Origin of the sequence: Paenibacillus sp. FSL H8-0260 (assembly GCF_045040625.1) — a bacterium.
GTDB classification, from domain to species: Bacteria; Bacillota; Bacilli; order Paenibacillales; family Paenibacillaceae; genus Paenibacillus_AQ; species Paenibacillus_AQ odorifer.
Genome location: NZ_CP150298.1, coordinates 3,066,918 through 3,088,632 on the forward strand (window position 1 = coordinate 3,066,918; position 21,715 = coordinate 3,088,632).

Annotated in this window: 20 protein-coding genes; 17 read left to right on the forward strand and 3 right to left on the reverse strand. The window is 46.4% G+C overall.

The window, feature by feature from the left end; genetic code table 11:
- Positions 1-88: 88 nt before the first annotated feature.
- A complete protein-coding gene (locus MHI51_RS13610; RefSeq protein WP_076275749.1) occupies positions 89-1,126 on the forward strand; it encodes a SepM family pheromone-processing serine protease in 1,038 nt (345 codons plus the stop codon).
- Here the strand turns inward: MHI51_RS13610 and MHI51_RS13615 are convergent.
- Positions 1,116-2,354 (reverse strand): nucleotidyltransferase, encoded by a 1,239-nt coding sequence (locus tag MHI51_RS13615; RefSeq protein ID WP_076218872.1) that lies wholly within the window; start codon positions 2,352-2,354, stop codon positions 1,116-1,118. The genes MHI51_RS13610 and MHI51_RS13615 overlap by 11 nt on opposite strands.
- 209 nt (positions 2,355-2,563) lie before the next feature.
- Here MHI51_RS13615 and MHI51_RS13620 point away from each other — a divergent pair, with 209 nt between their 5' ends.
- The 12 genes from MHI51_RS13620 to ftsY all read left to right on the forward strand — a co-directional run bounded on the left by MHI51_RS13620 (position 2,564) and on the right by ftsY (position 15,338).
- On the forward strand, positions 2,564-3,076 hold the full coding sequence (locus tag MHI51_RS13620; protein WP_036686482.1) for a DUF177 domain-containing protein: 513 nt from the start codon (positions 2,564-2,566) through the stop codon (positions 3,074-3,076).
- Positions 3,077-3,145: 69 nt separating this feature from the next.
- Positions 3,146-3,319: a 50S ribosomal protein L32 gene (gene rpmF, locus MHI51_RS13625; protein WP_019911234.1), complete on the forward strand. Its 174-nt coding sequence runs from the start codon at positions 3,146-3,148 to the stop codon at positions 3,317-3,319.
- A gap of 358 nt (positions 3,320-3,677) precedes the next feature.
- On the forward strand, positions 3,678-4,274 hold the full coding sequence (gene fapR, locus MHI51_RS13630) for a transcription factor FapR (RefSeq protein ID WP_036686484.1): 597 nt from the start codon (positions 3,678-3,680) through the stop codon (positions 4,272-4,274).
- Positions 4,258-5,247 (forward strand): phosphate acyltransferase PlsX, encoded by a 990-nt coding sequence (gene plsX / locus MHI51_RS13635; RefSeq protein ID WP_038570599.1) that lies wholly within the window; start codon positions 4,258-4,260, stop codon positions 5,245-5,247. Before fapR ends, plsX begins: the two co-directional genes overlap by 17 nt.
- An 8-nt stretch (positions 5,248-5,255) precedes the next feature.
- The gene (locus MHI51_RS13640) at positions 5,256-6,245 is read left to right on the forward strand and encodes a beta-ketoacyl-ACP synthase III (protein ID WP_139329841.1); all 990 of its coding nucleotides are present in this window, start codon (positions 5,256-5,258) and stop codon (positions 6,243-6,245) included.
- 21 nt (positions 6,246-6,266) lie between these two features.
- Positions 6,267-7,190: an ACP S-malonyltransferase gene (gene fabD, locus MHI51_RS13645; protein ID WP_076138632.1), complete on the forward strand. Its 924-nt coding sequence runs from the start codon at positions 6,267-6,269 to the stop codon at positions 7,188-7,190.
- Between the two features lie 54 nt (positions 7,191-7,244).
- On the forward strand, positions 7,245-7,994 hold the full coding sequence (gene fabG, locus MHI51_RS13650) for a 3-oxoacyl-[acyl-carrier-protein] reductase (RefSeq protein WP_036686492.1): 750 nt from the start codon (positions 7,245-7,247) through the stop codon (positions 7,992-7,994).
- 125 nt (positions 7,995-8,119) lie between these two features.
- The gene (locus tag MHI51_RS13655; protein ID WP_036686493.1) at positions 8,120-8,353 is read left to right on the forward strand and encodes an acyl carrier protein; all 234 of its coding nucleotides are present in this window, start codon (positions 8,120-8,122) and stop codon (positions 8,351-8,353) included.
- A 218-nt stretch (positions 8,354-8,571) separates the two neighbouring features.
- Positions 8,572-9,807 (forward strand): beta-ketoacyl-ACP synthase II, encoded by a 1,236-nt coding sequence (gene fabF / locus MHI51_RS13660; protein WP_076101782.1) that lies wholly within the window; start codon positions 8,572-8,574, stop codon positions 9,805-9,807.
- Between the two features lie 15 nt (positions 9,808-9,822).
- The gene (rnc, locus tag MHI51_RS13665) at positions 9,823-10,527 is read left to right on the forward strand and encodes a ribonuclease III (protein WP_038570606.1); all 705 of its coding nucleotides are present in this window, start codon (positions 9,823-9,825) and stop codon (positions 10,525-10,527) included.
- A 197-nt stretch (positions 10,528-10,724) separates the two neighbouring features.
- Positions 10,725-14,294 (forward strand): chromosome segregation protein SMC, encoded by a 3,570-nt coding sequence (smc, locus tag MHI51_RS13670; protein WP_076218873.1) that lies wholly within the window; start codon positions 10,725-10,727, stop codon positions 14,292-14,294.
- 36 nt (positions 14,295-14,330) lie between these two features.
- Complete coding sequence (ftsY, locus tag MHI51_RS13675; RefSeq protein ID WP_036686498.1) at positions 14,331-15,338, forward strand: signal recognition particle-docking protein FtsY; 1,008 nt, start codon at positions 14,331-14,333, stop codon at positions 15,336-15,338.
- Positions 15,339-15,462: 124 nt separating this feature from the next.
- Here the strand turns inward: ftsY and MHI51_RS13680 are convergent, their stop codons facing one another.
- The gene (locus MHI51_RS13680; RefSeq protein WP_405173951.1) at positions 15,463-16,341 is read right to left on the reverse strand and encodes a DUF1835 domain-containing protein; all 879 of its coding nucleotides are present in this window, start codon (positions 16,339-16,341) and stop codon (positions 15,463-15,465) included.
- A 354-nt stretch (positions 16,342-16,695) separates the two neighbouring features.
- Between MHI51_RS13680 and MHI51_RS13685 the strand changes: the two genes are divergently transcribed.
- From MHI51_RS13685 to MHI51_RS13700, 4 genes are all read left to right on the forward strand, one after another.
- Positions 16,696-18,159: a circularly permuted type 2 ATP-grasp protein gene (locus MHI51_RS13685; RefSeq protein ID WP_036686502.1), complete on the forward strand. Its 1,464-nt coding sequence runs from the start codon at positions 16,696-16,698 to the stop codon at positions 18,157-18,159.
- Between the two features lie 75 nt (positions 18,160-18,234).
- Entirely contained in the window at positions 18,235-19,188 is a 954-nt protein-coding gene (locus MHI51_RS13690; RefSeq protein WP_076126125.1) for an alpha-E domain-containing protein, read from the forward strand.
- On the forward strand, positions 19,185-20,051 hold the full coding sequence (locus MHI51_RS13695) for a transglutaminase family protein (protein ID WP_076126126.1): 867 nt from the start codon (positions 19,185-19,187) through the stop codon (positions 20,049-20,051). Before MHI51_RS13690 ends, MHI51_RS13695 begins: the two co-directional genes overlap by 4 nt.
- A gap of 228 nt (positions 20,052-20,279) precedes the next feature.
- Positions 20,280-21,089, forward strand: a complete 810-nt coding sequence (locus MHI51_RS13700; RefSeq protein WP_405173952.1) for an SDR family oxidoreductase — start codon at positions 20,280-20,282, stop codon at positions 21,087-21,089.
- Here the strand turns inward: MHI51_RS13700 and MHI51_RS13705 are convergent.
- Positions 21,081-21,557, reverse strand: a complete 477-nt coding sequence (locus MHI51_RS13705; RefSeq protein ID WP_076275747.1) for an SRPBCC family protein — start codon at positions 21,555-21,557, stop codon at positions 21,081-21,083. The two genes, MHI51_RS13700 and MHI51_RS13705, sit on opposite strands and share 9 nt — an antisense overlap.
- Between the last annotated feature and the right edge of the window lie 158 nt (positions 21,558-21,715).

Sequence of the window (21,715 nt, forward strand, 5' to 3'; positions counted from 1 at the left end):
CAACCATCATGCCAAACCACTAGTCGAAGCGGTAATGAAGTTCAATCATTCATATCCTAAAAGTGCCGCGGGAAAGAAGGGAAGAGCAGTGAAGCAACTGAAGCATCGGCCGGGTTTCCGCGCCACAGCTTATCTGTTTACGTTTGTAGTAATCGTGTATGTATTTGTCTTTATGAACACCCCGTACATCGTATATCAGCCAGGCAGTGCATCTGAAGTTGCCCCTATGATTAAGGTAGAGAATGCCGATCCGGCTGAAGAAGGAACGTTTATGATGACTACGGTGTCTGCTAGTTATGCTAATGTGGCCTTATTGGTCGCCTCTGCTTTTAATTCCAATTCAGAGGTTGTGCGAAAAGAAACCCGGCTAGGGGATAAATCAGAAGACGAATATGCTGCAGAGCAGGTTTTTTATATGAATAGCTCACAGTCTTATTCTGTTCAGGCCGCTTATCATGCAGCGGGAATTCCATATGAGGATGTAGTGGATTATCTCTACGTCTTTTCGGTTCCTGTAGAAAGTAATAAAGGACAATTTCTGCCGGGTGACAAAATCATTAGTGTAGAGGGACAAAAAGTGCCCGATCCTGAAGCACTGTCTAAACTGCTCTCCTCTAAAAAAATCGGAGATCAAGTCGCTGTTGTTTTGCAAAGAAATGGCAAGGAAGTACAAGAACAAGTGACGCTGGTTGAAATAAAGGATAAAGAGGGCGCTGCCGTTCGACCTGGTTTTGGAGTTACTATTGCCGCCGTTCAAAAAGTAAAACCAAAAGAAGCAGGGAAAGCTGTCAGCTTTGTAGATACAAATGTTGGCGGACCTTCGGCAGGGCTAATGTTCACTATGGAAATTTACAATCGCCTTACTTCTGGTGATTTAACTAAAGGCCATAGGGTTGCAGGGACGGGTACGATTAACGCTGAGGGTGTAGTTGGTGCTATCGGTGGAGTGAAACACAAGATCGTGGCTGCGGACCGAGAAGGGGCGGAGATTTTTTTCGTGCCTGTTAAGAATTATGACGAAGCCAAAGCAAAAGCTGATAAAATCGGCACATCTATGAAGCTGGTGCCTGTATCTACGCTGGATGAGGCGCTGAAGTATATGGAGGAACTGCCGGTCAAACCATGACCGGAGGTTCCAAATAATCGCGGTACATATCATTTCTACGGGGCTCCTTAAAAGCTCCCGCGAAAGCGGAAGCGGCTTGAAGATCTCGCTCAAGCTGCGGATGGGAACAAAGGGACGGGCGCATGACGATGGGCAACGTAGCTTTTTGTTTCATCTCTTTAAGCAGTGCTCGTCCGCTTTCTCTAAAACCAAGAATACGAATATATCCGGGCCCCTCTGCTAGTATGGAAGGGGTCATTTCTTTTTTAGAATGATTTAACAGAACATGTAGCAGCAGACGCTGTAACCGTGTATGCGTGTAGCGCTTGCTCTTAAGGGCGTGAAGCAGGCCTGAAACAGAGAATTGCTCCAACTCAGGCAAAAGCCGCAGTATTCGATTCTCCAAGCCTTCATTCATATCATGGATCGCGTGTAACTCGGCCGCAGTATGGGTGGTCAGCAGATGGCGGAGCGGGATACTGAAGCTCTCCAAGCTCAGAGGGCCCCTTCCGGCTGCATGCTCTCTTTCCAAAATGGACACGCTATAATCCGGCATATAAGCAGCGGGAGATCCGCCTTCTTGCAGCAGCTTGCGGATGGCCGTCGCACTTGCAATAGAAGAGTCGGCTTGTAATGGGTCATGGAAGCCTGCTGCTGTGCGCGGAACGGTTAGTGGCATTATCTTGCTGTGCAGCCGCTGCAAGGCGATAAGATAATGCAGGCCAAGGCTGTTATTCGGCTGGCGCAGCAGCTCGCCTGCATCTCCGGGACTCTCCGTTTCCGGGAGAGTCCCTTCAAAGGCCACCGCCGCCGCTGTGCTGTACGCGGCGGGGAAGCTCGCTCCGAGCGCCATGCGGCGGCGGATCTCGCTCTGAAGCTCGCTGCTTTCCTCAGCCAGATATCTGGCCAGCGGGAGCAGCGAGCCCAAAGTGCCGGCTTCTGAGCCGAAGCACAAGCTGTCCACGACCCCGGTCGCTTCCAGCAGTGCAACTGCTCCGAACGCGAACCACTCGGCTGGCTGGACGGCATAAGCCACCGGCAGCTCAATGACGAGGTCGGCGCCCATATGCAGCGCCATCTCTGTCCGGGCTTGCTTGCTTACCGCCGCCGGCTCGCCGCGCTGGGTAAAGGGACCACTCATGACGACGATGGTGCGCTCTGCGCCGGAAAGTCTTTTGGCTTCCGTGAAGTGATGCACATGTCCGTTATGTAAAGGATTGTATTCTGCGATGATTCCAACCGTTGTCACTGTGGCTTCCCTCCGATAAGTAAGGTATATTTATTGAGTTTAGTAGGGTAGATTTCTAGAGATACTGTTAGCACAAGCTGATCTTTTGATTTACACTAATAGTTATATCATAATTCACCGCATTTTCTGAAACAATATAAAGGGAAAATGGTTGACAAAGGTATAGAATACTAGGTATAATAAATTTTGTTTGTTTGGGAGTGATAAGTATGCAGATTCACTTTCGCAAATTAGCGAATGCCGACGAACCGTTACATATTCACGATGTTGTGGATGTCAGCGAGGTAGTCAAAGGGCGCAAGGATATTCTAACTGTTGCTCCGCTCTCAGTAGACCTTAAAGCGCTGCCCGCGGGAACCGATTGTGTGAACGTGGTGGGGAAACTGAGTGGAGATGTGGACATGTTATGTTCACGTTGTCTCACGGAGGTCAAAAGTGATTTGAACATTCCTTTTGCTGAGACTTTCAAGTGGCTTAAGCAGCCAGTTCTTCCAGATGATGACGAAGATGAGGATCTCATTTACGTCAAGGATGAGGTTGTGGATCTTATCCCGTATGTGGAAGAAAATTTCGTACTGCACTTACCGGATTCGGTATTGTGCAAGGCAGACTGTCTTGGTCTTTGTCAGAAATGCGGACAGAACTTGAACGAAGGCACCTGCAGTTGCGACAACACAGTGATCGATCCTCGACTCGCTGGGTTGAAAGACTTTTTCAAATGAAACATTACAACAAAACACATCCTGCTCTGAGGAGCAGGCTGACAGAAATATCACGAGGAGGTGGAACACATGGCAGTACCACAACGTAGAACGTCTAAAACACGCCGTGACAAACGTCGCACCCACTTTAAGTTGGTTGTGCCGGGCATGGTGAAATGTGAACAATGCGGAGAGTTGAAACTAGCTCACCACGTATGCAAAGTTTGCGGAACTTACAAAGCAAGAGAAATCATCAAACAATAGTTTCAAAAATAAGTAGTGCTTCACTTCGGTGAGGTACTATTTTTTTGTCCAAATTTAATAAAGATAAGGTTTGCACCTATACTTTATGTTCCGCTCAGAAGTCAATGCTTTATTTTTGGTGCGGCATGCTTTATACTACATATTAGTACCTGGTTCTAAAAAATATTTATGATTGTTTGACCTAATATAACAGCGGCCATTCAAGCGGCCGGATGCTTTCTTTAAAATATAAGGAAGTATAAGTTATGCACCTATACTTTATGTCTTATATTTCTCGCTTAAACGCTTACCGTCCTTATTAGGGCGCCGAAGGCGTTTATGCTTGGCATGTGCCAGGAGGTGAGCCGCTATCGAGCGGATGTCCAAGAAAGAACGTCAGCAACAGCTGCTACATATAATTGCAGGCAATCCTTTTGTAACTGATCGGGAGTTGACTCGTCAGCTGAAGGTGAGCATTCAGACGATTCGGTTAGACCGGATGGAGCTGGGAATACCAGAACTGCGTGAAAGAATGAAACAAATGGCAGAGCATTCCTATGATCAGGTGCGCTCTTTGCCTGCGGATGAAGTGATCGGAGATATTGTCGATTTACAGCTCGATAAAAGCGGGATTTCGATCTTTGAAATTCGTGAGGATCATGTCTTTTCCAGAAATGGGATCGCCCGTGGCCACTACGTGTTTGCTCAAGCCAACTCGCTTGCGGTTGCTGTGATTAACGATGAAATTGCCTTGACTGCTTCAGCCGACATACGATTTGTTCGTATGGTTCTGCTTGGTGAGAAGTGCATTGCTAAAGCTCAAGTGCGGTCACTTGCAGGCAGAGGCGGCAAAGCAGAGGTGGACGTATTCACCTATGTCGGAGAAGAATTGGTATTTCAAGGCCACTTTATAGTGTATCGTTCCGCTAATGAAGAGTATAGTGAAGGGGGTAACCGTAGTGCTGATCGCCATTGATGCCATGGGCGGGGACAACGCTCCTGAATGTAATGTCGAGGGGGCGTTGTCCGCGGCCGCGGAATGGAAAGATACGCAGATTGTGCTCGTAGGTGACGAAGCCAGACTAGAGCCACTGCTGAAGGACAAGCCGTCCAACCTGAGTGTGCGGCATGCAGGAGATGTTATTGGTTCTGATGAAGAGCCGGTTAAGGCGGTTCGCCGCAAAAAAGATTCATCCATGGTTGTAGCTGGACGTATGGTGCGTGAGGGCGAAGCAGATGCTATGATTTCGTCAGGTAACACGGGGGCGCTTATGACTACAGGGTTACTTGTAGTAGGCCGTATGCAGGGGATTGAACGTCCGGCGCTGGCACCTATGATTCCGACGCTGGATGATGTTGGCGTGCTTGCGCTTGATCTTGGCGCTAACATGGATGCAAAGCCTGAACATCTGGTGCAATATGCGCTGATGGGCAGCATTTATCGGAATAAAGTGCATGGCATTGCTAAGCCGCGGGTTGGACTTCTAAATGTAGGGACGGAGCCTGGGAAAGGCAACGAACTGACCAAAGAAGCCTATCCACTGCTGGAGAACTTGCCGGGCATTCATTTTATCGGTAATGTTGAGGCACGCGACGTACTGACAGGAAACTGCGATGTGCTTGTCTGCGATGGATTTGCTGGTAATATCCTGTTGAAGTCGCTTGAGGGTACAGCGGGTGCATTGTTCTCTTTACTGAAGGAGCAATTCAGCCGTTCTCTGAAGACTAAGCTTGGAGCGGCTATGCTGATGCCGGAGCTTAGAGCCCTGAAGGGCAAGATGGATTACAAAGAGCATGGCGGTGCACCGTTGCTTGGTCTTAGCGGATTGGTAGTTAAGGGGCATGGATCTTCAGACGGAAATGCGGTTAAAAATGCAGTAAGACAAGCGCGGATTGCTCTGCAAGCCGATCTTGTGCCAAGTATATCCAAGGAAATTAGCGGGAAGTGAGTGACGAAATGAAACAATTGCGGCCGGTTGGGATTATCGGTACGGGTAAATATGTACCTGAGAAAATTTTAACAAACAGTGATCTGGAAAAAATAGTGGAGACTAACGATGAATGGATCGTCAGTCGGACAGGGATCCGTGAAAGACATATCGCTGCACCACATGAGGCAACTTCTGATTTAGCCTATGAAGCTGCACTTAAAGCTTTGGATTCTGCAGGCATGAAAGCCGAAGATCTGGATCTTATTATTATCGCAACGGTAACCCCTGATAGCTCCTTTCCTTCCACAGCCTGCATTTTGCAGGATAAACTTGGAGCTAAAGGTGCTGCGGCCTTTGACTTGTCAGCAGCCTGCTCTGGTTTTGTATACAGCCTAGCTACTGCAGTTGGCTTTATTCAGAACGGAATGTACAATAATGCACTCATAATTGGTGCGGACACTTTATCCCGCATCACTGATTATACGGATCGTAACACCTGTGTACTGTTTGGCGATGGTGCAGGAGCAGTAATCATCGGTGAAGTTCCAGAGGGACGCGGTTTCCAATCCTTCGATCTGGGTGCTGAAGGTTCTGGAGGAAACTTGCTTAAGCTGGAAGCTGGGGGCTCGCGCTTGCCTGCATCTCAGCAGACGGTTGAAGACAAGAAACATTTCATCTATATGAATGGCCGTGAAGTGTTTAAGTTTGCCGTTCGTGTTATGGGCTCAGCTACAGAACGTGTGCTTACTAAAGCCGGATTAGGTAAAGAAGATATTGATTTGTTCGTACCGCATCAAGCGAATATTCGTATCATTCAATCCGCTATGCAGCGGCTTGACCTGCCACCGGAGAAATGTGTAATCAATGTTGATAAATATGCTAATACATCAGCAGCTTCTATTCCTCTAGCTCTAGTTGAAGCGGCGGAAGAAGGACGCATGAAGGAAGGCGACACGGTTCTGATGGTTGGATTCGGCGGTGGCTTGACTTGGGGCGCGTCCGTATTGATCTGGTAATAGAGGAAGGAGTTCTTACTTATGAGTAAAATCGCATTTGTCTTTCCCGGTCAGGGTGCACAGGCAGTTGGAATGGGTAGAGATGTATATGAAGCTCTTCCGCACAGCCGCGCGGTATTCGAAAAAGGTGATGAGGTGCTCGGATTTCCACTGAGCCAGCTGATTTTTGAAGGACCTGACAGTGATTTGAAACAGACCGTAAATACGCAACCGGCTCTGCTAACAGCAAGCGTGGCTTATCTGGAAGCATTACGTGATCAAGGGATGAAGCCGGATTATGTAGCTGGTCATAGCCTAGGAGAATACAGCGCACTGGTTGCGGCAGGCGTATTGTCCTATGAAGATGCTGTAAGACTCGTGCGTTTACGCGGTCGTTTTATGGAGGAAGCTGTTCCAGGTGGACAGGGAGCTATGGCTGCAGTGCTTGGTGCGGAGCGGGATGCTCTGGCAGAATTATGCCGGAGCGTATCCGAGGAGAGCGGCGTGGTAGAACTGGCGAATGTGAACTGCCCGGGACAGATTGTTGTTTCTGGTTCACAGGCCGGGGTTAACGGTGTTGTGCAGCGTGTTAAGGAAGCAGGCGGAAAGCGGGCTATTCCGCTGGAAGTAAGTGGACCTTTTCACTCTTCGATGATGAAGGCTGCGGCAGACCGCTTGGCAGACGAGCTGAAGAGTGTTACCTTTAATGCTCCGGCTGTACCTGTTATTGTCAATGTTACCGCAGCACCTGTAACGGATCCTGAAGAAATCCGTGAACTGCTTGTCCGCCAGGTGTACTCCCCTGTGCTCTGGCAAGACAGTATTGAATGGCTGATTGCTGATGGTGTGGATACTTTTGTGGAAATTGGTTCTGGCAGTGTTCTGGCAGGTCTGATCCGCAAAATAGACAAAACGGTCAAAGTAATCAACATTAACACGCTTGAAAGTGTGCAAGCTGTCTTGTAAGATACGTTCAAACATTGTTTATCAATAGCAATATGATCGAAAGGGGAATAAATGATGTTCTCAGCATTGCGGGGTCAAACGGCCCTTGTAACTGGTGGCTCTCGCGGCATTGGCCGCAGTATTGCACTTGCTCTCGCGGAACATGGCGTGAAGGTGGCCGTGAACTATGCGGGCAGTGAAGCAGCCGCACAAGAAACCGTGGCTCGGATTGTCGAGCTTGGCTCGGAGGGTATTGCCCTTCGTGGCGATGTCGGCAATAGTGAACAGGCCGAGAACCTTGTCAAAGAGGTTCTGAATACCTGGGGACGTATTGACATTGTTGTCAATAATGCCGGCATTACCAGAGACAACCTGATTATGCGCATGAAAGAAGAAGAGTTCGATCAAGTGATCGAAACGAATCTAAAAGGGGTGTTTAACTGCCTAAAGGCAGCTACACGCCCTATGATGAAGCAACGCTACGGGCGCATTATCAATATTTCTTCCGTAGTAGGTGTAACAGGAAATCCTGGACAAGCTAATTACTCCGCAGCTAAGGCAGGTGTCATCGGTTTAACGAAGGCATCGGCTCGTGAGCTTTCCTCACGGGGGATCACGGTGAACTGTATCGCTCCGGGCTTCATTGATACAGATATGACGCGTGAGCTCTCTGAGGAAGTGCGCAGTGAGCTTGAGAAGGGCATTCCACTTGCTCGGCTGGGGCGCCCTGAAGAGATTGCTATGGCTGTAGTCTTCCTGGCCTCTGAAGGCGCTGCGTATATGACCGGCCAGACACTACACGTGGATGGCGGGATGTATATGTAACTCTCCGTCAAGGAGAAATTACACTGTTTTAATGCTGAAATGTGAGGGATAAAGAAAGCGTTTTTGACGCTCTATGGTATTTTGAACTCATATCTCGTATAATACCAAAAGAGGAGGTGAACCGGATGTCCGATGTATTAGAGCGTGTAAAACGCATTGTCATCGACCGCTTAGGTGCCGATGAAGCTGAGGTAACATTAGAAGCGTCTTTCAAAGATGATTTAGGTGCTGATTCTCTTGATGTAGTAGAATTGGTTATGGAATTGGAAGATGAATTCGATATGGAAATCTCTGATGAAGATGCAGAGACGATTACGACCGTGGGTGAAGTTGTGAAGTACATACAATCTCATACCTAGAGTCATATGATTGAGAGTCCCGTTCCTGCTAGGGCGGGACTTCTCCTCATTTATAGAGCATTAAAGATGAATCAAAGGTTGCCTTGAGCAACTATATAAGGGATATAACAGAACCGCAGGATGGTTAATGATGCGGTTATCGCTGTTCATATAGTAGCAACAGAAAGTATATAAGTTCTGAATATAATGTATACAACCTATAGATGGGGTGATTGTGTTTGAGTCATAGAGTGGTTGTTACCGGGATGGGCGTAGTTACATCATTGGGCAAAGATTTGGAGACGTTCTGGGATAATCTTATGAGCGGCAAATCCGGTGTATCACAGGTTGAGACCTTTGATGTCAGTGAGTATACTACGCAAATAGCATCCTCTGTTAAAGATTTCGATCCAGAGGCACTTTTTGGTCGTAAGGAAGCCCGCAAAATGGACCGTTTTGTACAATTTGCAGTGGCTGCCGGTGAGGACGCATTACGAGATAGCGGACTTAAGATCGGTGAAGATATTGATGCCGAAAGAATAGGTGTATCTGTAGGATCAGGTATTGGCGGTCTTGGCACTTGGGAAGACAATCATAACTTGTTGCTTGAAAAAGGACCGAAGCGGGTTAGTCCGTTCTTCATTCCGATGATGATCGCTAACATGGGTTCTGGGCAGTTGTCCATTAACCTTGGTGCAAAGGGTCCTAATACGACGACAGTAACTGCTTGTGCTACAGGAAGTCACTCCATTGGGGAATCCTTCCGCTTGATTCAACGTGGAGACGCAGATGCAATGATCTGCGGTGGTTCCGAAGCGACCATTCGTCCAACAGGTATGGCTGGTTTTTGTGCTATGAGAGCAATGTCCACTCGCAATGATGAGCCTGAGAAGGCAAGTCGTCCGTTTGATGTGGATCGCGATGGTTTTGTTATGGGTGAAGGTGCCGGGATTCTTATTCTGGAATCACTCGAACATGCTGAGAAACGTGGAGCGAAGATCTATGCTGAGGTTATCGGTTATGGTCTAAGCGCAGATGCTCATCATATGACTGAGCCTGATCCAGATGGTGCAGCTCGCTGCATGAAGATGGCAATCCGGGATGCTGGTATCTCTCCTGAAGATATTGATTACATCAATGCTCATGGTACTTCAACGCCTGTAGGAGATAGATCAGAAACTGCTGCTGTTAAAAAAGCATTGGGTGACCATGCCTATAAAGTGGCAATTAGTTCGACGAAATCCATGACAGGTCACCTTCTGGGTGCTGCTGGTGGAGTAGAAGCTATTATCTGTGGCCTTTCTTTGCAAAAAGGGATGATTGCGCCAACGATTAATTTGGACAACCAAGACCCGGAATGTGATCTGGATTATGTACCAAATGTGCCACGTAAAGCTGATCTTGATATTGTAATGTCGAATTCGTTCGGCTTCGGGGGACATAACGCAACAGTTATTCTAAAAAAATATAATTAGTAAGGGGACAGTGCGGTGAAAGGAGAACTGAAGCAGTTACAACAGCAACTTCAAATCCAATTTCACGATTCTGTGCTTCTGAAGCAGGCCTTTACCCATGCATCCTATGTGAATGAACACCGTTTCAATCAGCATCAGGACAATGAGCGTCTCGAATTTCTTGGGGATGCAGTTCTGGAGTTAACGGTTTCTGAATATTTGTACAATCTATTGCCAGACCGACCTGAGGGAGAGTTGACCAAGCTGCGGGCCGCTATTGTATGCGAGCCTTCACTGGTCAAGTTTGCGGAGAGTTTAGGTTTTGGCCGTTATGTACTATTGGGCAAAGGGGAAGAACTTACGGGCGGACGTACTCGCCCGGCCCTGCTGGCTGATGTATTCGAATCCTTCGTGGGAGCGCTTTATCTCGACCAAGGACTGGAAACAGTGCGGAGTTTTCTTGATAATCACGTATTTCCTCTCGTGGAGACGGATGGGAAATTGCAAATGCAGATGACCGATTATAAGACGGAACTGCAAGAGCTAATTCAGCAGCACAATATGGGTACATTGGAATATCGAATTATAGAAGAACGGGGACCTGCACATGAGCGTGAATTCGTCTCAGAGGTGTATATGGCTAACCGTTCACTTGGTAAAGGAAGCGGCCGGTCCAAGAAGGAAGCAGAGCAGCAGGCTGCAGCAGCAGCACTTTTGCATCTGAAAGAGGACGGTGCCTGAGTTTTGCATCAAGGGGACAAGCGGAGGAGAGCAGCAAAGGTCTGAATACCGGCGTTTAGGCGGAGCTCAGACCGTTGCTGCTCTTTTTCGACAATATAAGAACTTATATGTTCCGCGTTACAAAGGATAAGGTACATCTTAATGGTTTTTTAGGGTACAAACGCTATGGTATAATGGGTCAGAGGTGATTGGCAAGTATGTTTTTGAAACGGATAGAATTAGCTGGTTTTAAATCATTTGCCGACAAAACAGAAATGGAGTTTGTGCGCGGTATAACGGCTGTAGTTGGCCCGAACGGAAGCGGCAAAAGCAATATTTCTGACGGCATACGCTGGGTACTCGGCGAACAGAGTGCTAAATCACTGCGTGGCGGCAAGATGGAGGATATCATTTTTGCTGGAAGTGATGCGCGTAAAGCCGTGAATTATGGCGAAGTATCACTTACGCTTGATAATGAAGATCACACACTTCCGCTGGATTTCAGCGAAGTTACAGTGACTCGGAGAGTCCACCGCAGTGGAGATAGTGAATATTTAATTAATAAGCAATCCTGCCGTCTGAAGGATATCACAGAGCTGTTTATGGATACTGGTATCGGACGTGAAGCCTATTCGATTATCGGGCAGGGTAGGATTGAAGAGATTCTAAGTACTCGTTCCGAAGATCGGCGAGGCATCTTTGAAGAAGCATCAGGTATTGTAAAATATAAATCGCGCAAGAAAGACGCAAGTCGAAAGCTGGATGATACCGAGCAGAACCTGCTTCGTATTCATGATTTGATCAGTGAGCTTGAGGATCAGATTGGGCCACTTAAGGATCAGTCCGAGAAAGCTATCCGCTTTAAGGAACTTCGCGAACAATTAAAACATCAGGAAATTTCAGTATACGTACACCAGATTGAAGGCATTCATACCGCTTGGCAGGAAGGTAACGCTAAGCTTGAAACGTTGAAGGACGAGCAGCTGGAGCTGTCTACTGTGGTTTCGGCTCATGATGCCAAGCTGGAGAGCGGGCGCTCTGAACTGCGCACAATCGAAGCACAGATCGAGAAGCAGCAAGAGCAATTGCTGCGTTATAGCGAAGCATTTGAGAAGAGCGAAGGTTACGGTGAAGTGCTGAGGGAACGCAAACGTAATCTGGAAAGTAATCGTGAGCAGTTAATGCTCACGTTAGGTTCGGTTGGCGAGCGTTCTGCAGATCGTCAGCGTGAAGTCGTGGATCTGGAGCTTAAGCTTGAGCAATCGCGGCTTAAGCTTGTGGATCTTCGGAAACAGATCGAAGATGAAGAGACAAGGCTTGAAGGTGTGGCAGACGGGATTAGCCAGAGCCAGGAAGAAAAGCTCAAAAGTGCTCTTTTGGAGCTAATGAACCTTATGGCGAATGCACGTAACGAAATTCGTTACGCGGATCAGCAAAAGGAGAATCTGGAACGTCGTATGAGCCGCAGTGAAGAAGAAAGCGGCAAATGGACAGCCCGGCATGAAGAGTTGTCTGCCAACCAGAAAGGGCTGAAGGACAAGATTGCCCAGCTGGGGAAGGAGCTTAGCAATCTTCGCGGGGCTTATATCACTGAAAGTGAGCAGCTCAGTAAACGTCAGAAGCTGATCGAAGAAACACAATCCGGTCTTCGGAAATGGGAACAGAAGCGGGAAGCGCAAGTCTCTCGTCATGAGACCATGAAAGAGATGCAGGATGATTTCGACGGCTTCATGCTTGGGGTTAAAGAAGTGCTCAAGGGTGCGCGCAAAGGGCAGCTCAACGGTGTGCATGGTGCGGTTGCGGAGCTGATCTCTGTTCCGGAGAAGCTGGAAATGGCGATTGAGACTGCTCTAGGTGCTTCACTTCAGCATGTGGTCATGGATAATGAAACTGTGTCCCGCCAAGCGATATCATTTCTAAAGCAACGTCAGCTGGGACGAGCTACCTTTCTTCCGCTAGATGTTATCCGGCCGCGCCAGATTTCTGGCAGTGACCGTGGTATGGTGGGTGATGCTGACGGATTTGTTGGAATTGGTTCCGAACTCGTTGGTTACGATGATAAATATACTAGCATTATTGGCAGTTTGCTCGGCAATGTGGTTATTGCGGAGAGCTTGGAGCAAGCGAACCGTATCGCCGCTAGATGCCAATATCGTTATCGGGTAGTTACCCTGGAAGGCGATGTAGTTAATGCCGGCGGTTCGATGACCGGGGGTAGCCAGCATAAGAAGAATAATAGCTTGCTTAGCCGTAAACGTCAGCTGGATCAATTAAGCAGTGAGATTGAAGAAAGCGAACGTCAAATAGTGAAGCTGAAGCAAGGCATTGCCAGACTTCGTGAGGAGCAGGAGAACGCTAGCGTGAAGCTGGAGGATCTGCGCCGTGATGGCGATGAGAAAAGACTGGAAGAGCAAAGAGTCTCCGGTGATTTGAAGCAGCTCGAGCATGAGCTTCGGCATGTGCAGGAGCAAGTGGAGAGCACAGGTGCGGAACGCAGTGGCTTTGAGAGTGAAGTACATGCGCTTGAAGAAACGCGGAAACAAGCCACTGCTGAGCTTGAACGCCTTGAAAAGGAAGAAAAGGAAGCCCATGAAGGTATCCGTAACGCTGAATCAGCGCGTAAAGCGAATGAATCAGCTAAGGAAGAGCTGCAAGGCAAGTTGACCAGTATGAAAGTCTCGGAAGGCAAGCTTGATCAGGAGATATTCTCCCTGGAGGAGCAGTTACGTCGCCTAAGACAAGATGTGGGTTCTCAGGACAAGGAGCTGCGCCAGAATCGAAATCTGTTACATACGATTGAACAGGATCTGGCTAACAATGCTTTGGAAGCTGTGAAGCAGAAGGAAGATTTGAACAGTTACCGCTTGAAGAAGGAAGAGACGACTGGAACTTTGGATTTTGCACGTGCTGAGCGTACAGCGTTAACCCGCAAGCTGGAACTTGAGGAAGGCAAGACTAAAGATCAACGTCAGGCCCTTAAAGTAGTTGAGGACAAGCTGCGTGCCACTGAAGTTTCTGTCGGTCGACTCGATGTGGAGCTGGATAATATTCTCCGCAAGCTGAGTGATGACTACGAGTTAAGTTATGAATTAGCAAAACAGAGATATCCAGTGCCTGAAGATGTACCTGCCGCACAAGCCGATGTACAGCGTTTGAAGCGCAGTATTTCTGCGCTAGGAGAGGTTAACTTAGGGGCGATCGAAGAATATCAGCGGGTCCATGAACGGTATACGTTCCTCAGTGGACAAAAAGATGATCTAGTCGAAGCTAAGACTACCTTGTATCAAGTAATCCGCGAGATGGAAGATGAAATGTCCAAACGTTTCAAACAGACCTTTGATGCGATCCGCAAACAGTTCGGGACCGTGTTCTCAAAGCTGTTCGGCGGCGGGCGAGCGGATCTCATGCTTCTGGATCCGGAACATATGCTGGAAACAGGTATAGATATCGTAGCCCAACCACCGGGTAAAAAATTGCAAAATCTGCAGCTTTTATCCGGCGGTGAACGCGCTCTAACTGCGATGGCGTTATTGTTCGCTATTTTGCAAGTGAAGCCAGTTCCGTTCTGCGTATTGGATGAGGTCGAGGCTGCGCTCGATGAAGCGAACGTTGTTCGTTTTGCACAGTATTTACGCGAGTTCTCTGAACAAACTCAGTTCATCGTCGTTACGCACCGCAAAGGAACGATGGAAGAGGCGGACGTGTTATACGGAGTAACGATGGAAGAGGGCGGTGTCTCCAAGCTCGTTTCAGTACGTTTAGAGGATGAAGAAGCTGAGATTGCTTAAATTCATCAAAGAAGAGAAACTTTTAGGAGGAACCAAATGAGCTTTTTTAGAAAATTAAAAGAAAGCATTTCCGGCAAAACGGAAAGTGTAACGAAACAATTCCGCGACGGATTAGAGAAAACCCGTAAAGGTTTTGTAGAGAAGGTCTCCGACCTTATCATCCGCCGCAAAAAGATAGATGAAGAGTTCTACGAAGAGCTGGAAGAGATTTTGATTGGTGCAGACGTGGGTGTAAACACTGTTATGACCCTTGTCGAGGATTTGCGTGCCGAAGTGAAGCAAAATCGGATTGAAGATGCTGCCGAGCTGAAGCCGATTTTGTCCCGTAAGCTTATGGAGCTACTGCGTGGAGATGATGATAACAGCCTGAAGGAAAATCCGAATGGAATTACGGTTATTTTGTTCGTTGGGGTCAATGGCGTGGGCAAGACGACTACCATCGGCAAGCTGGCTCATCGTTACAAACAAGAAGGTAAAAAAGTTCTTTTGGCTGCAGGGGATACGTTCCGTGCCGGAGCGATTGAGCAGCTTGAGGTTTGGGGCCAACGCGCAGGCGTAGATGTCATTAAACAACAAGCAGGCTCTGACCCGGCGGCTGTAATGTACGATGCGGTCCAAGCGGCAAAGCAACGCAACGTGGATATCTTAATCTGCGATACTGCTGGCAGACTGCAGAATAAAAGCAATCTGATGGAAGAGCTCAACAAAATCTTCCGCGTCATTCAAAGAGAAATCCCAAGTGCTCCACATGAGGTACTGATGGTGCTAGATGCTACGACGGGTCAAAATGCACTTACACAAGCCAAGTTATTTGGTGAAAAGAGTGGCGTCACTGGCTTGGTCTTGACGAAGCTGGACGGTACGGCTAAAGGCGGAATCGTTGTAGCGATTCGTCAGGAAATGAATTTGCCGGTGAAGTTTGTAGGTCTTGGAGAAAAAATGGAAGACTTGCAGCCATTTGATTCGCAGCAGTTCGTACATGCTCTTTTTGCCGGATTAATTGCCGAGGAAGAAGAGTCAGAAGAATCGGAAGAGCAAGTGTAGTCAACAGCACAATATAAACATAAAGAAGTCATATTTACAAGGAATGCCCTCGAAGCTATATTTAGTTAGGAGGGCATTCCTTTTCTTTTTTATAAAGGGTTTGTCCGTCATTTTGTAGCAACTGCTAAGCGACTTTTAGAAAGTATAAATGCATCGCGTAAGGGATCCCTTTAAAGAACAGCTTTCCCTCACTAATTAGCCTCCAGAAGCGATATTCTATGAATGAGGTACTGATATACAAATTCCATTGCCCTATAATTGTGCCTACAACTAGACCTGCATTTACGTAGCCATCTCGATCCTCATACTGTTGAAATTGCAGAATTAAAGAAAGAATTTCTTCGTCATAGTAACTCTCGGGAACATTCATAAGCTGGCCATCAGCCCAAACTCTAAGCATATCCTCGGTGTTGCTGATTTTTTGCCATTCTAGTTCATACTGTTTTCTTTGAGCGGAGGTGATAGGGGATGTGTTTTCGGTAATTTTTATAATTTTTTGCAGAACTTCATTTGGGAGCTGACTAAGTGCTCTGGGATATAAGCCGATTTCAAATGAAGCGGCAATCTCCCTATAAGCCTTGACTGAATCAATAACATGAATAGGTTGCGTCCTCTCACTAAGAATAGAAAGTGCAAATCGTAAACCTGTCTGATCATGGGAGTTATCTCCGCACCAGATAGTGATTTTTTTGTCCTCGGGAATTTCTTTTAAGGTCTGAATCATGGCTGCCAGTTTATGCTGGGGATTTAAATGATAACCCTGATCCGGAAATCGTTCCTGAAACCATAACTCACGGGTATGATAGCCTTCATTATTATGTAATCCACGCAACGGTCCAGCAGAGAACGTCTCATTAAATGAAAGTACTCGTATTAAATGACGACAACCCAGATGACTAAGGGCTACCTTCATTGATCCCGCTTCAGACAGGCCAAATAACAGATAAATGTGATTCCGCCTAGTCTCTTCCTGCTCAATTGACATAGTATATTTGTGCTCCATAGGTCACTCTCCCATCGCAACAAATTATACCATACTCAATGAATCCACATCCTCAGGCAACTATATAAAAAATACATTATATGAAAAATTCATAACAGTAATGCTTGTCACACTTCCTGCATACAATTCAATGATGAATCTACATTTCATCTCCGGCAACCTATATAAGAGAGAAAGGAAGCGATTCCAAAAAATACAAATATCTCCGGAATCACATTTCTCTGTTATATATGTTGACATGAACGAGTGGATTTACGTATTATGAGAATATAAACCAATATTTTCATGGGTGTTTTCTGAAATGAAAGTATAAGTTGTTAATAAAGATTACATCTATCGAAAGGAGTCGGGCTCATGTCCAAATTAGATCCTCTGCCAGGTCTGTCTCCGTATCCATTACAGCATTTTTTCGATGAAATGTATGCTGATAAGAGGAATGTCCGGCCGCACTACAGACATGTGAATCGCATGTTTTCCGGAATGAGCTCCGAAGAGCTGCAAGGGAAGCAAAATTTAATGCAGCGTAGGATGATGGAAGAAGGAATTACCTTTACGCTTTATAACCCGGCTCAGGATCATCCTATGGAGCGAACGATCCCCTTCGATATGATTCCACGTATTATCCCTAAGAATGAGTGGGAGAGGCTAGAAGCTGGAATTATTCAGCGTATCACAGCTTTGAATTTATTCATTCATGACATTTACCATGAGCAATACATTGTTAAAGATGGCATCGTCCCTAGGCGTATGATTATTTCCAACTGTTACTTCCGGCCAGAAATGTCAGGTCTGCGAGTGCCCGGTGGAGCTTATATCACCACCTCAGGAATCGATCTGATCCGCCACCACGATGGGCATTATTATGTACTTGAAGACAACCTGCGAACACCCTCCGGCTTTTCCTATCTTTTTAAAGGCAGAACTCTTATGAATCAATTGTTTCCTGAATTGTCCTTTGCCAGCTCCATCCGAGATGTAGATCATAGCTTAAATCGCTTCTTATCTGTGCTTCGTAGTCTATCTCCTTCAAGAAGGTCAGATCCGGTTATAGCACTCCTAACGCCTGGAGAATACAATTCTGCATATTATGAACATGCTTTTTTGGCACAGCAGATGGGTATACATTTGGTCGAAGGACGAGATTTGGTAACAAAGGATCACAAAATATATCTGAAAGAAATGAACGGACTGCGTCGCGTGGATGTGCTGTATCGTCGGTTGGATGATGATTACATTGATCCGCTAGCTTTTCAACCTGATTCTTTACTGGGTGTGGCAGGACTTATGAATGCGTATAGGGCAGGCAACATAGCGATTGCTAATGCGCCGGGAACCGGTGTTGCAGATGATAAAGCGATGTATGTCTATGTACCGGATATGATTCGTTATTATCTGAATGAAGAGCCGATCCTTGGTAATGTGCCGACGTATTTGTTGTCCAGACCCGATGAACGCCTGTATGTTCTTGAGAACCTATCCGAAATGGTTGTTAAAGAAACCTCATTATCCGGAGGATATGGGATGTTGATCGGAAGTGAGGCGACCAAAGAAGAATTAGCCGAGTTCCGAATGAAAATTATTGCCGATCCGGACCGGTATGTGGCACAGCCAATTATGTCCTTGTCCAGAGCGCCAGTATTGTCGGGAGGCACTATGGCACCCCGGCATATCGATCTTCGGGCTTTTGTATTAATGGGCGCAGACCGGAAGCCGCATGTCATACCTGGTGGATTAACACGAGTGGCTATGAAAGAAGGTTCACTGGTTGTGAATTCCTCGCAAGGCGGTGGCGTAAAGGATACTTGGGTTATGGCTTGATCTATTATCTTGTAAGCCTTGATTGTGAATCAAAAATATGCAGCATCAATTTGGAGGATAAAGGAGTGGCTAAAGATGCTGAATCGAAATGCAGAGGCTTTATTCTGGATCGGCCGATATATTGAAAGGGCAGAGAATCATGCGCGGCTAATCAATGTACATTATCATATCCAGCAGGAAGAGGATTTTCAGGAAGAAGGACATAAATGGTCGAGGCTTATCGATGCATTAGGAGTTCGAAGTGAATATTTGCAGCAGTTCGAAACCTTTTCTGAACAGGACGTGTTATCCTTTATTACACTCGATTTGGGCAATTCGAATTCATTATTCTCTTGCGTACATCATGCTAGAAATAATCTTCGCACACTGCGTCAGCATCTTCCAAGTGAGCTATGGGATATCGTCAACAGCTTTAATCTATGGCTTGGGGAGCGGTCAGTCGCTGATATTATGAGTGGCCCACATCATTTCTACCAGCAGGTGAAGGAACGTGCGGCTATGTTTCTAGGAGCAGAACAATCCGTAATGCTTAGGGGAAATGAATGGCATTTTATAGAGAGCGGCCGTTTTCTGGAACGGGCAGAGAATACGACGCGTATTTTGCAGGCAGTTATTGCCTCTTGCCGTTTTAAAGAGCTTCATGCAATTTATATTCAGTTACAGGCTGTGCTGAAATCGGTAAGTGGTTATCAGGCGTTTCGCCGTTATTATGCAGATGCTATGTCACCGGAGAGCATTTTAGATTTTTTGATCGCAAATCCCAAATTTCCACGTTCGATCCGCTTTTCTTTTCACCAGCTGGAAGAGCATTTAGCTAGACTTGAATTAGATTCCTCAGAAAAAGGCTCAGGTCATGAGAAGGTCATCCGTCAAGCAGGAAAGCTGAAAGCAGAGCTGGATTATATGGAGAAAGAGGAAATGTCCGGTGAACTGGTGGAAGATGTGCTGCAATCACTCGTAATATCTTGCCAGAGATTGGGCAAAACGATGGAGGGCGCCTTTTTTCGGCGAGAAGGAGTATCTGTATGAAGATTCAAATCAATCACACCACCACATACAGTTATCCAGAACCGGTTACGGACAGTGTCAATGAAATCAGGCTTACCCCACGCACCAACTATCGGCAATCCTGTTATCACCATGAGGTTGAAGTATCTCCGGCAGCTAATCTATTAACGTATGAGGATTTCTTCGGTAATCGGGTGCATGCCTATTCGGTTAATAAGCCACATACGGAAATGGTAATCCATACGAAAGCTACTGTAGTAACGCTGGATAAAGCCCAGGGTACCGATCTTCCGCGAACCAGCCTTGAAGAGCAAGTTAAACTATTAAATGATGAAAAGTTTCAGAACCGTTATATTGAGTTTATTTTGCCGACACGTTATACCGAGGTGACTCCTGAATTAGTGGAGTTCGCCTCTCAGTACCCTTTTAGTGAAGCTGAGGATATGTATGAATGGATTCTGAAGTTATCTTCGACGATTTATGAACAGTTCACCTATGATCCTGAGGCAACAAGCGTAAATACAACGGTAAAAAAAGCCCTGAAGCTTAAGCGGGGTGTCTGTCAGGATTATGCTCATCTTATGATCGCTGTCTGCCGCAGTGTAGGTCTGCCTTCAAGATATGTTAGTGGATATCATTTTGTCGGTGATCTACAGAGCAGCAATGCTAATTTCGAGCAGGCTTCACATGCTTGGGTGGAGACCCATATTCCGGGTACGGGCTGGCTTGGTTTTGATCCGACGAATAATGTTGAAGTGAACTGGCGTTATATCAAGCTGGGTCATGGACGGGATTATAAAGATATAGTACCTGTAAAAGGGGTATATCGCGGTGGAGCAGGCACACTAACTGTAAAAGTGGACGTACGCAAGCTGGATAACTGAATTGAAATAATCGAAACATCGAACATCGAACATCGAAACAATCAAAAAAATCAAAAAAATCAAAATATTCGAAACAAACTCTCCGCTCATCTTATTGAATGGGGAGATTTTTTTGTGCGGCGTGCCTAAATTCTGAAGATTTATGAACGAGATGATTCCATTACAGGTTTATTTGGGTAATCTTGATCCATAGTACTTATCTTACAGACATTAGAGGAGAGATTACATATGAGCCCAAACATATCTAAGAAACAAAGATTTATTGGAAAAACAGCGATTATAACCGGAGCGGGCTCGGGAATTGGCCGTGCTACCGCTATTAAGCTGGCGCGGGAAGGTGCAAATGTAGCATTGTTCGATTTAAATCTTGAAAGAACCTCTTCCTTGGCAGAAAAGCTTAATAAGCTTCGAAAAGATTGTGCGCTGGCCATAGAGGTAGATACTTCGGATGAGAAAAAGATGGAGGAAGCCGTACGTTGTACGCTGGAACAATTCGGAGGCGTGGATGTAGTATTCGCTAACGCGGGAATTAATGGCGCTGTGGGCCCGATAGAAGAACTAAGCTTGAGCGACTGGGAGCGTACGATGTCGGTGAACTTGACGGGGACTTTTTTGACTCTAAAATATACTATTCCTCATCTGAAAGATAGAGGGAAGGGCAGTATTATTATTACTAGTTCCATTAATGGGAACACTAGATTTGCCAGCTTTGGGTGGTCTACTTATAGCACTACCAAAGCTGGACAGGTGGCTTTTGCCAAAATGGCAGCTCTCGAGCTTGCTAAGTTTAAGATTCGTGTGAATGTGATCTGCCCTGGGGCTATTGCTACGAATATAGATGAAACCACTGAAATGAGCGAGGATGTAGAAGCAATCGTCATTCCGATTGAATTTCCTGATGGAGCGCAACCCTTGGCAGATGGACCGGGCAAGCCGGATAATGTCGCTGATCTCGTTGCTTTTCTGGCTTCGGATGAATCTATCCATATTACAGGTGCGCAAATCGTAATTGACGGCGCGGAGTCCTTGTTATCCTAATTTCGAGATCGCTCCCCGGTATTGCTCGTACCATTTATTCCATTCGTCTTTCCGTGACTTCAGCGTCGTGCCTTCCAAAAGATGCTGGATCACTTCTAGACAAACATGCCAGCCAGCGAGATCACGTGGGGTATGCGGGGTAAGCGTTTGTAGTGTTTCGTTCAAGACGAGTAAACAGCCTTCTGAATTAGGGTATAACTCAAAACGAACAAGATCCTCAGCCCAAGTAAACTCAAAAATAGATTGATGCTGCAGCGCGGTAATTTCCATATCCACAAACGTTCCGTTCTGCATATCAAACTTTATAAGTCCGCCTTCACGCAGGTCCTCGATTTTTAATTCAGAGAACCATAAGGCAAGCTTCTCATTTTCGGTCAAATAGGACCAAATCTCAGTTGCGGAATGCTTTAACTGGCGTTCGAAACGAGCGACATAATGTTGATCTTTTTTTTGGATGTTAGCTAACATTTATATTTCTCCTTTGGACTACTGCGGTAGTCCTTTTTTTATTGAGTTGAGGCTCATTAGAAAGAGTATAGCAATCGCGTGTGTGAATTGCACGATCCGGCTGTGTGGCTGAAGCGTAACTTATAGGGTATAGAGGGTAATAAAATAGCGGGAGAAAT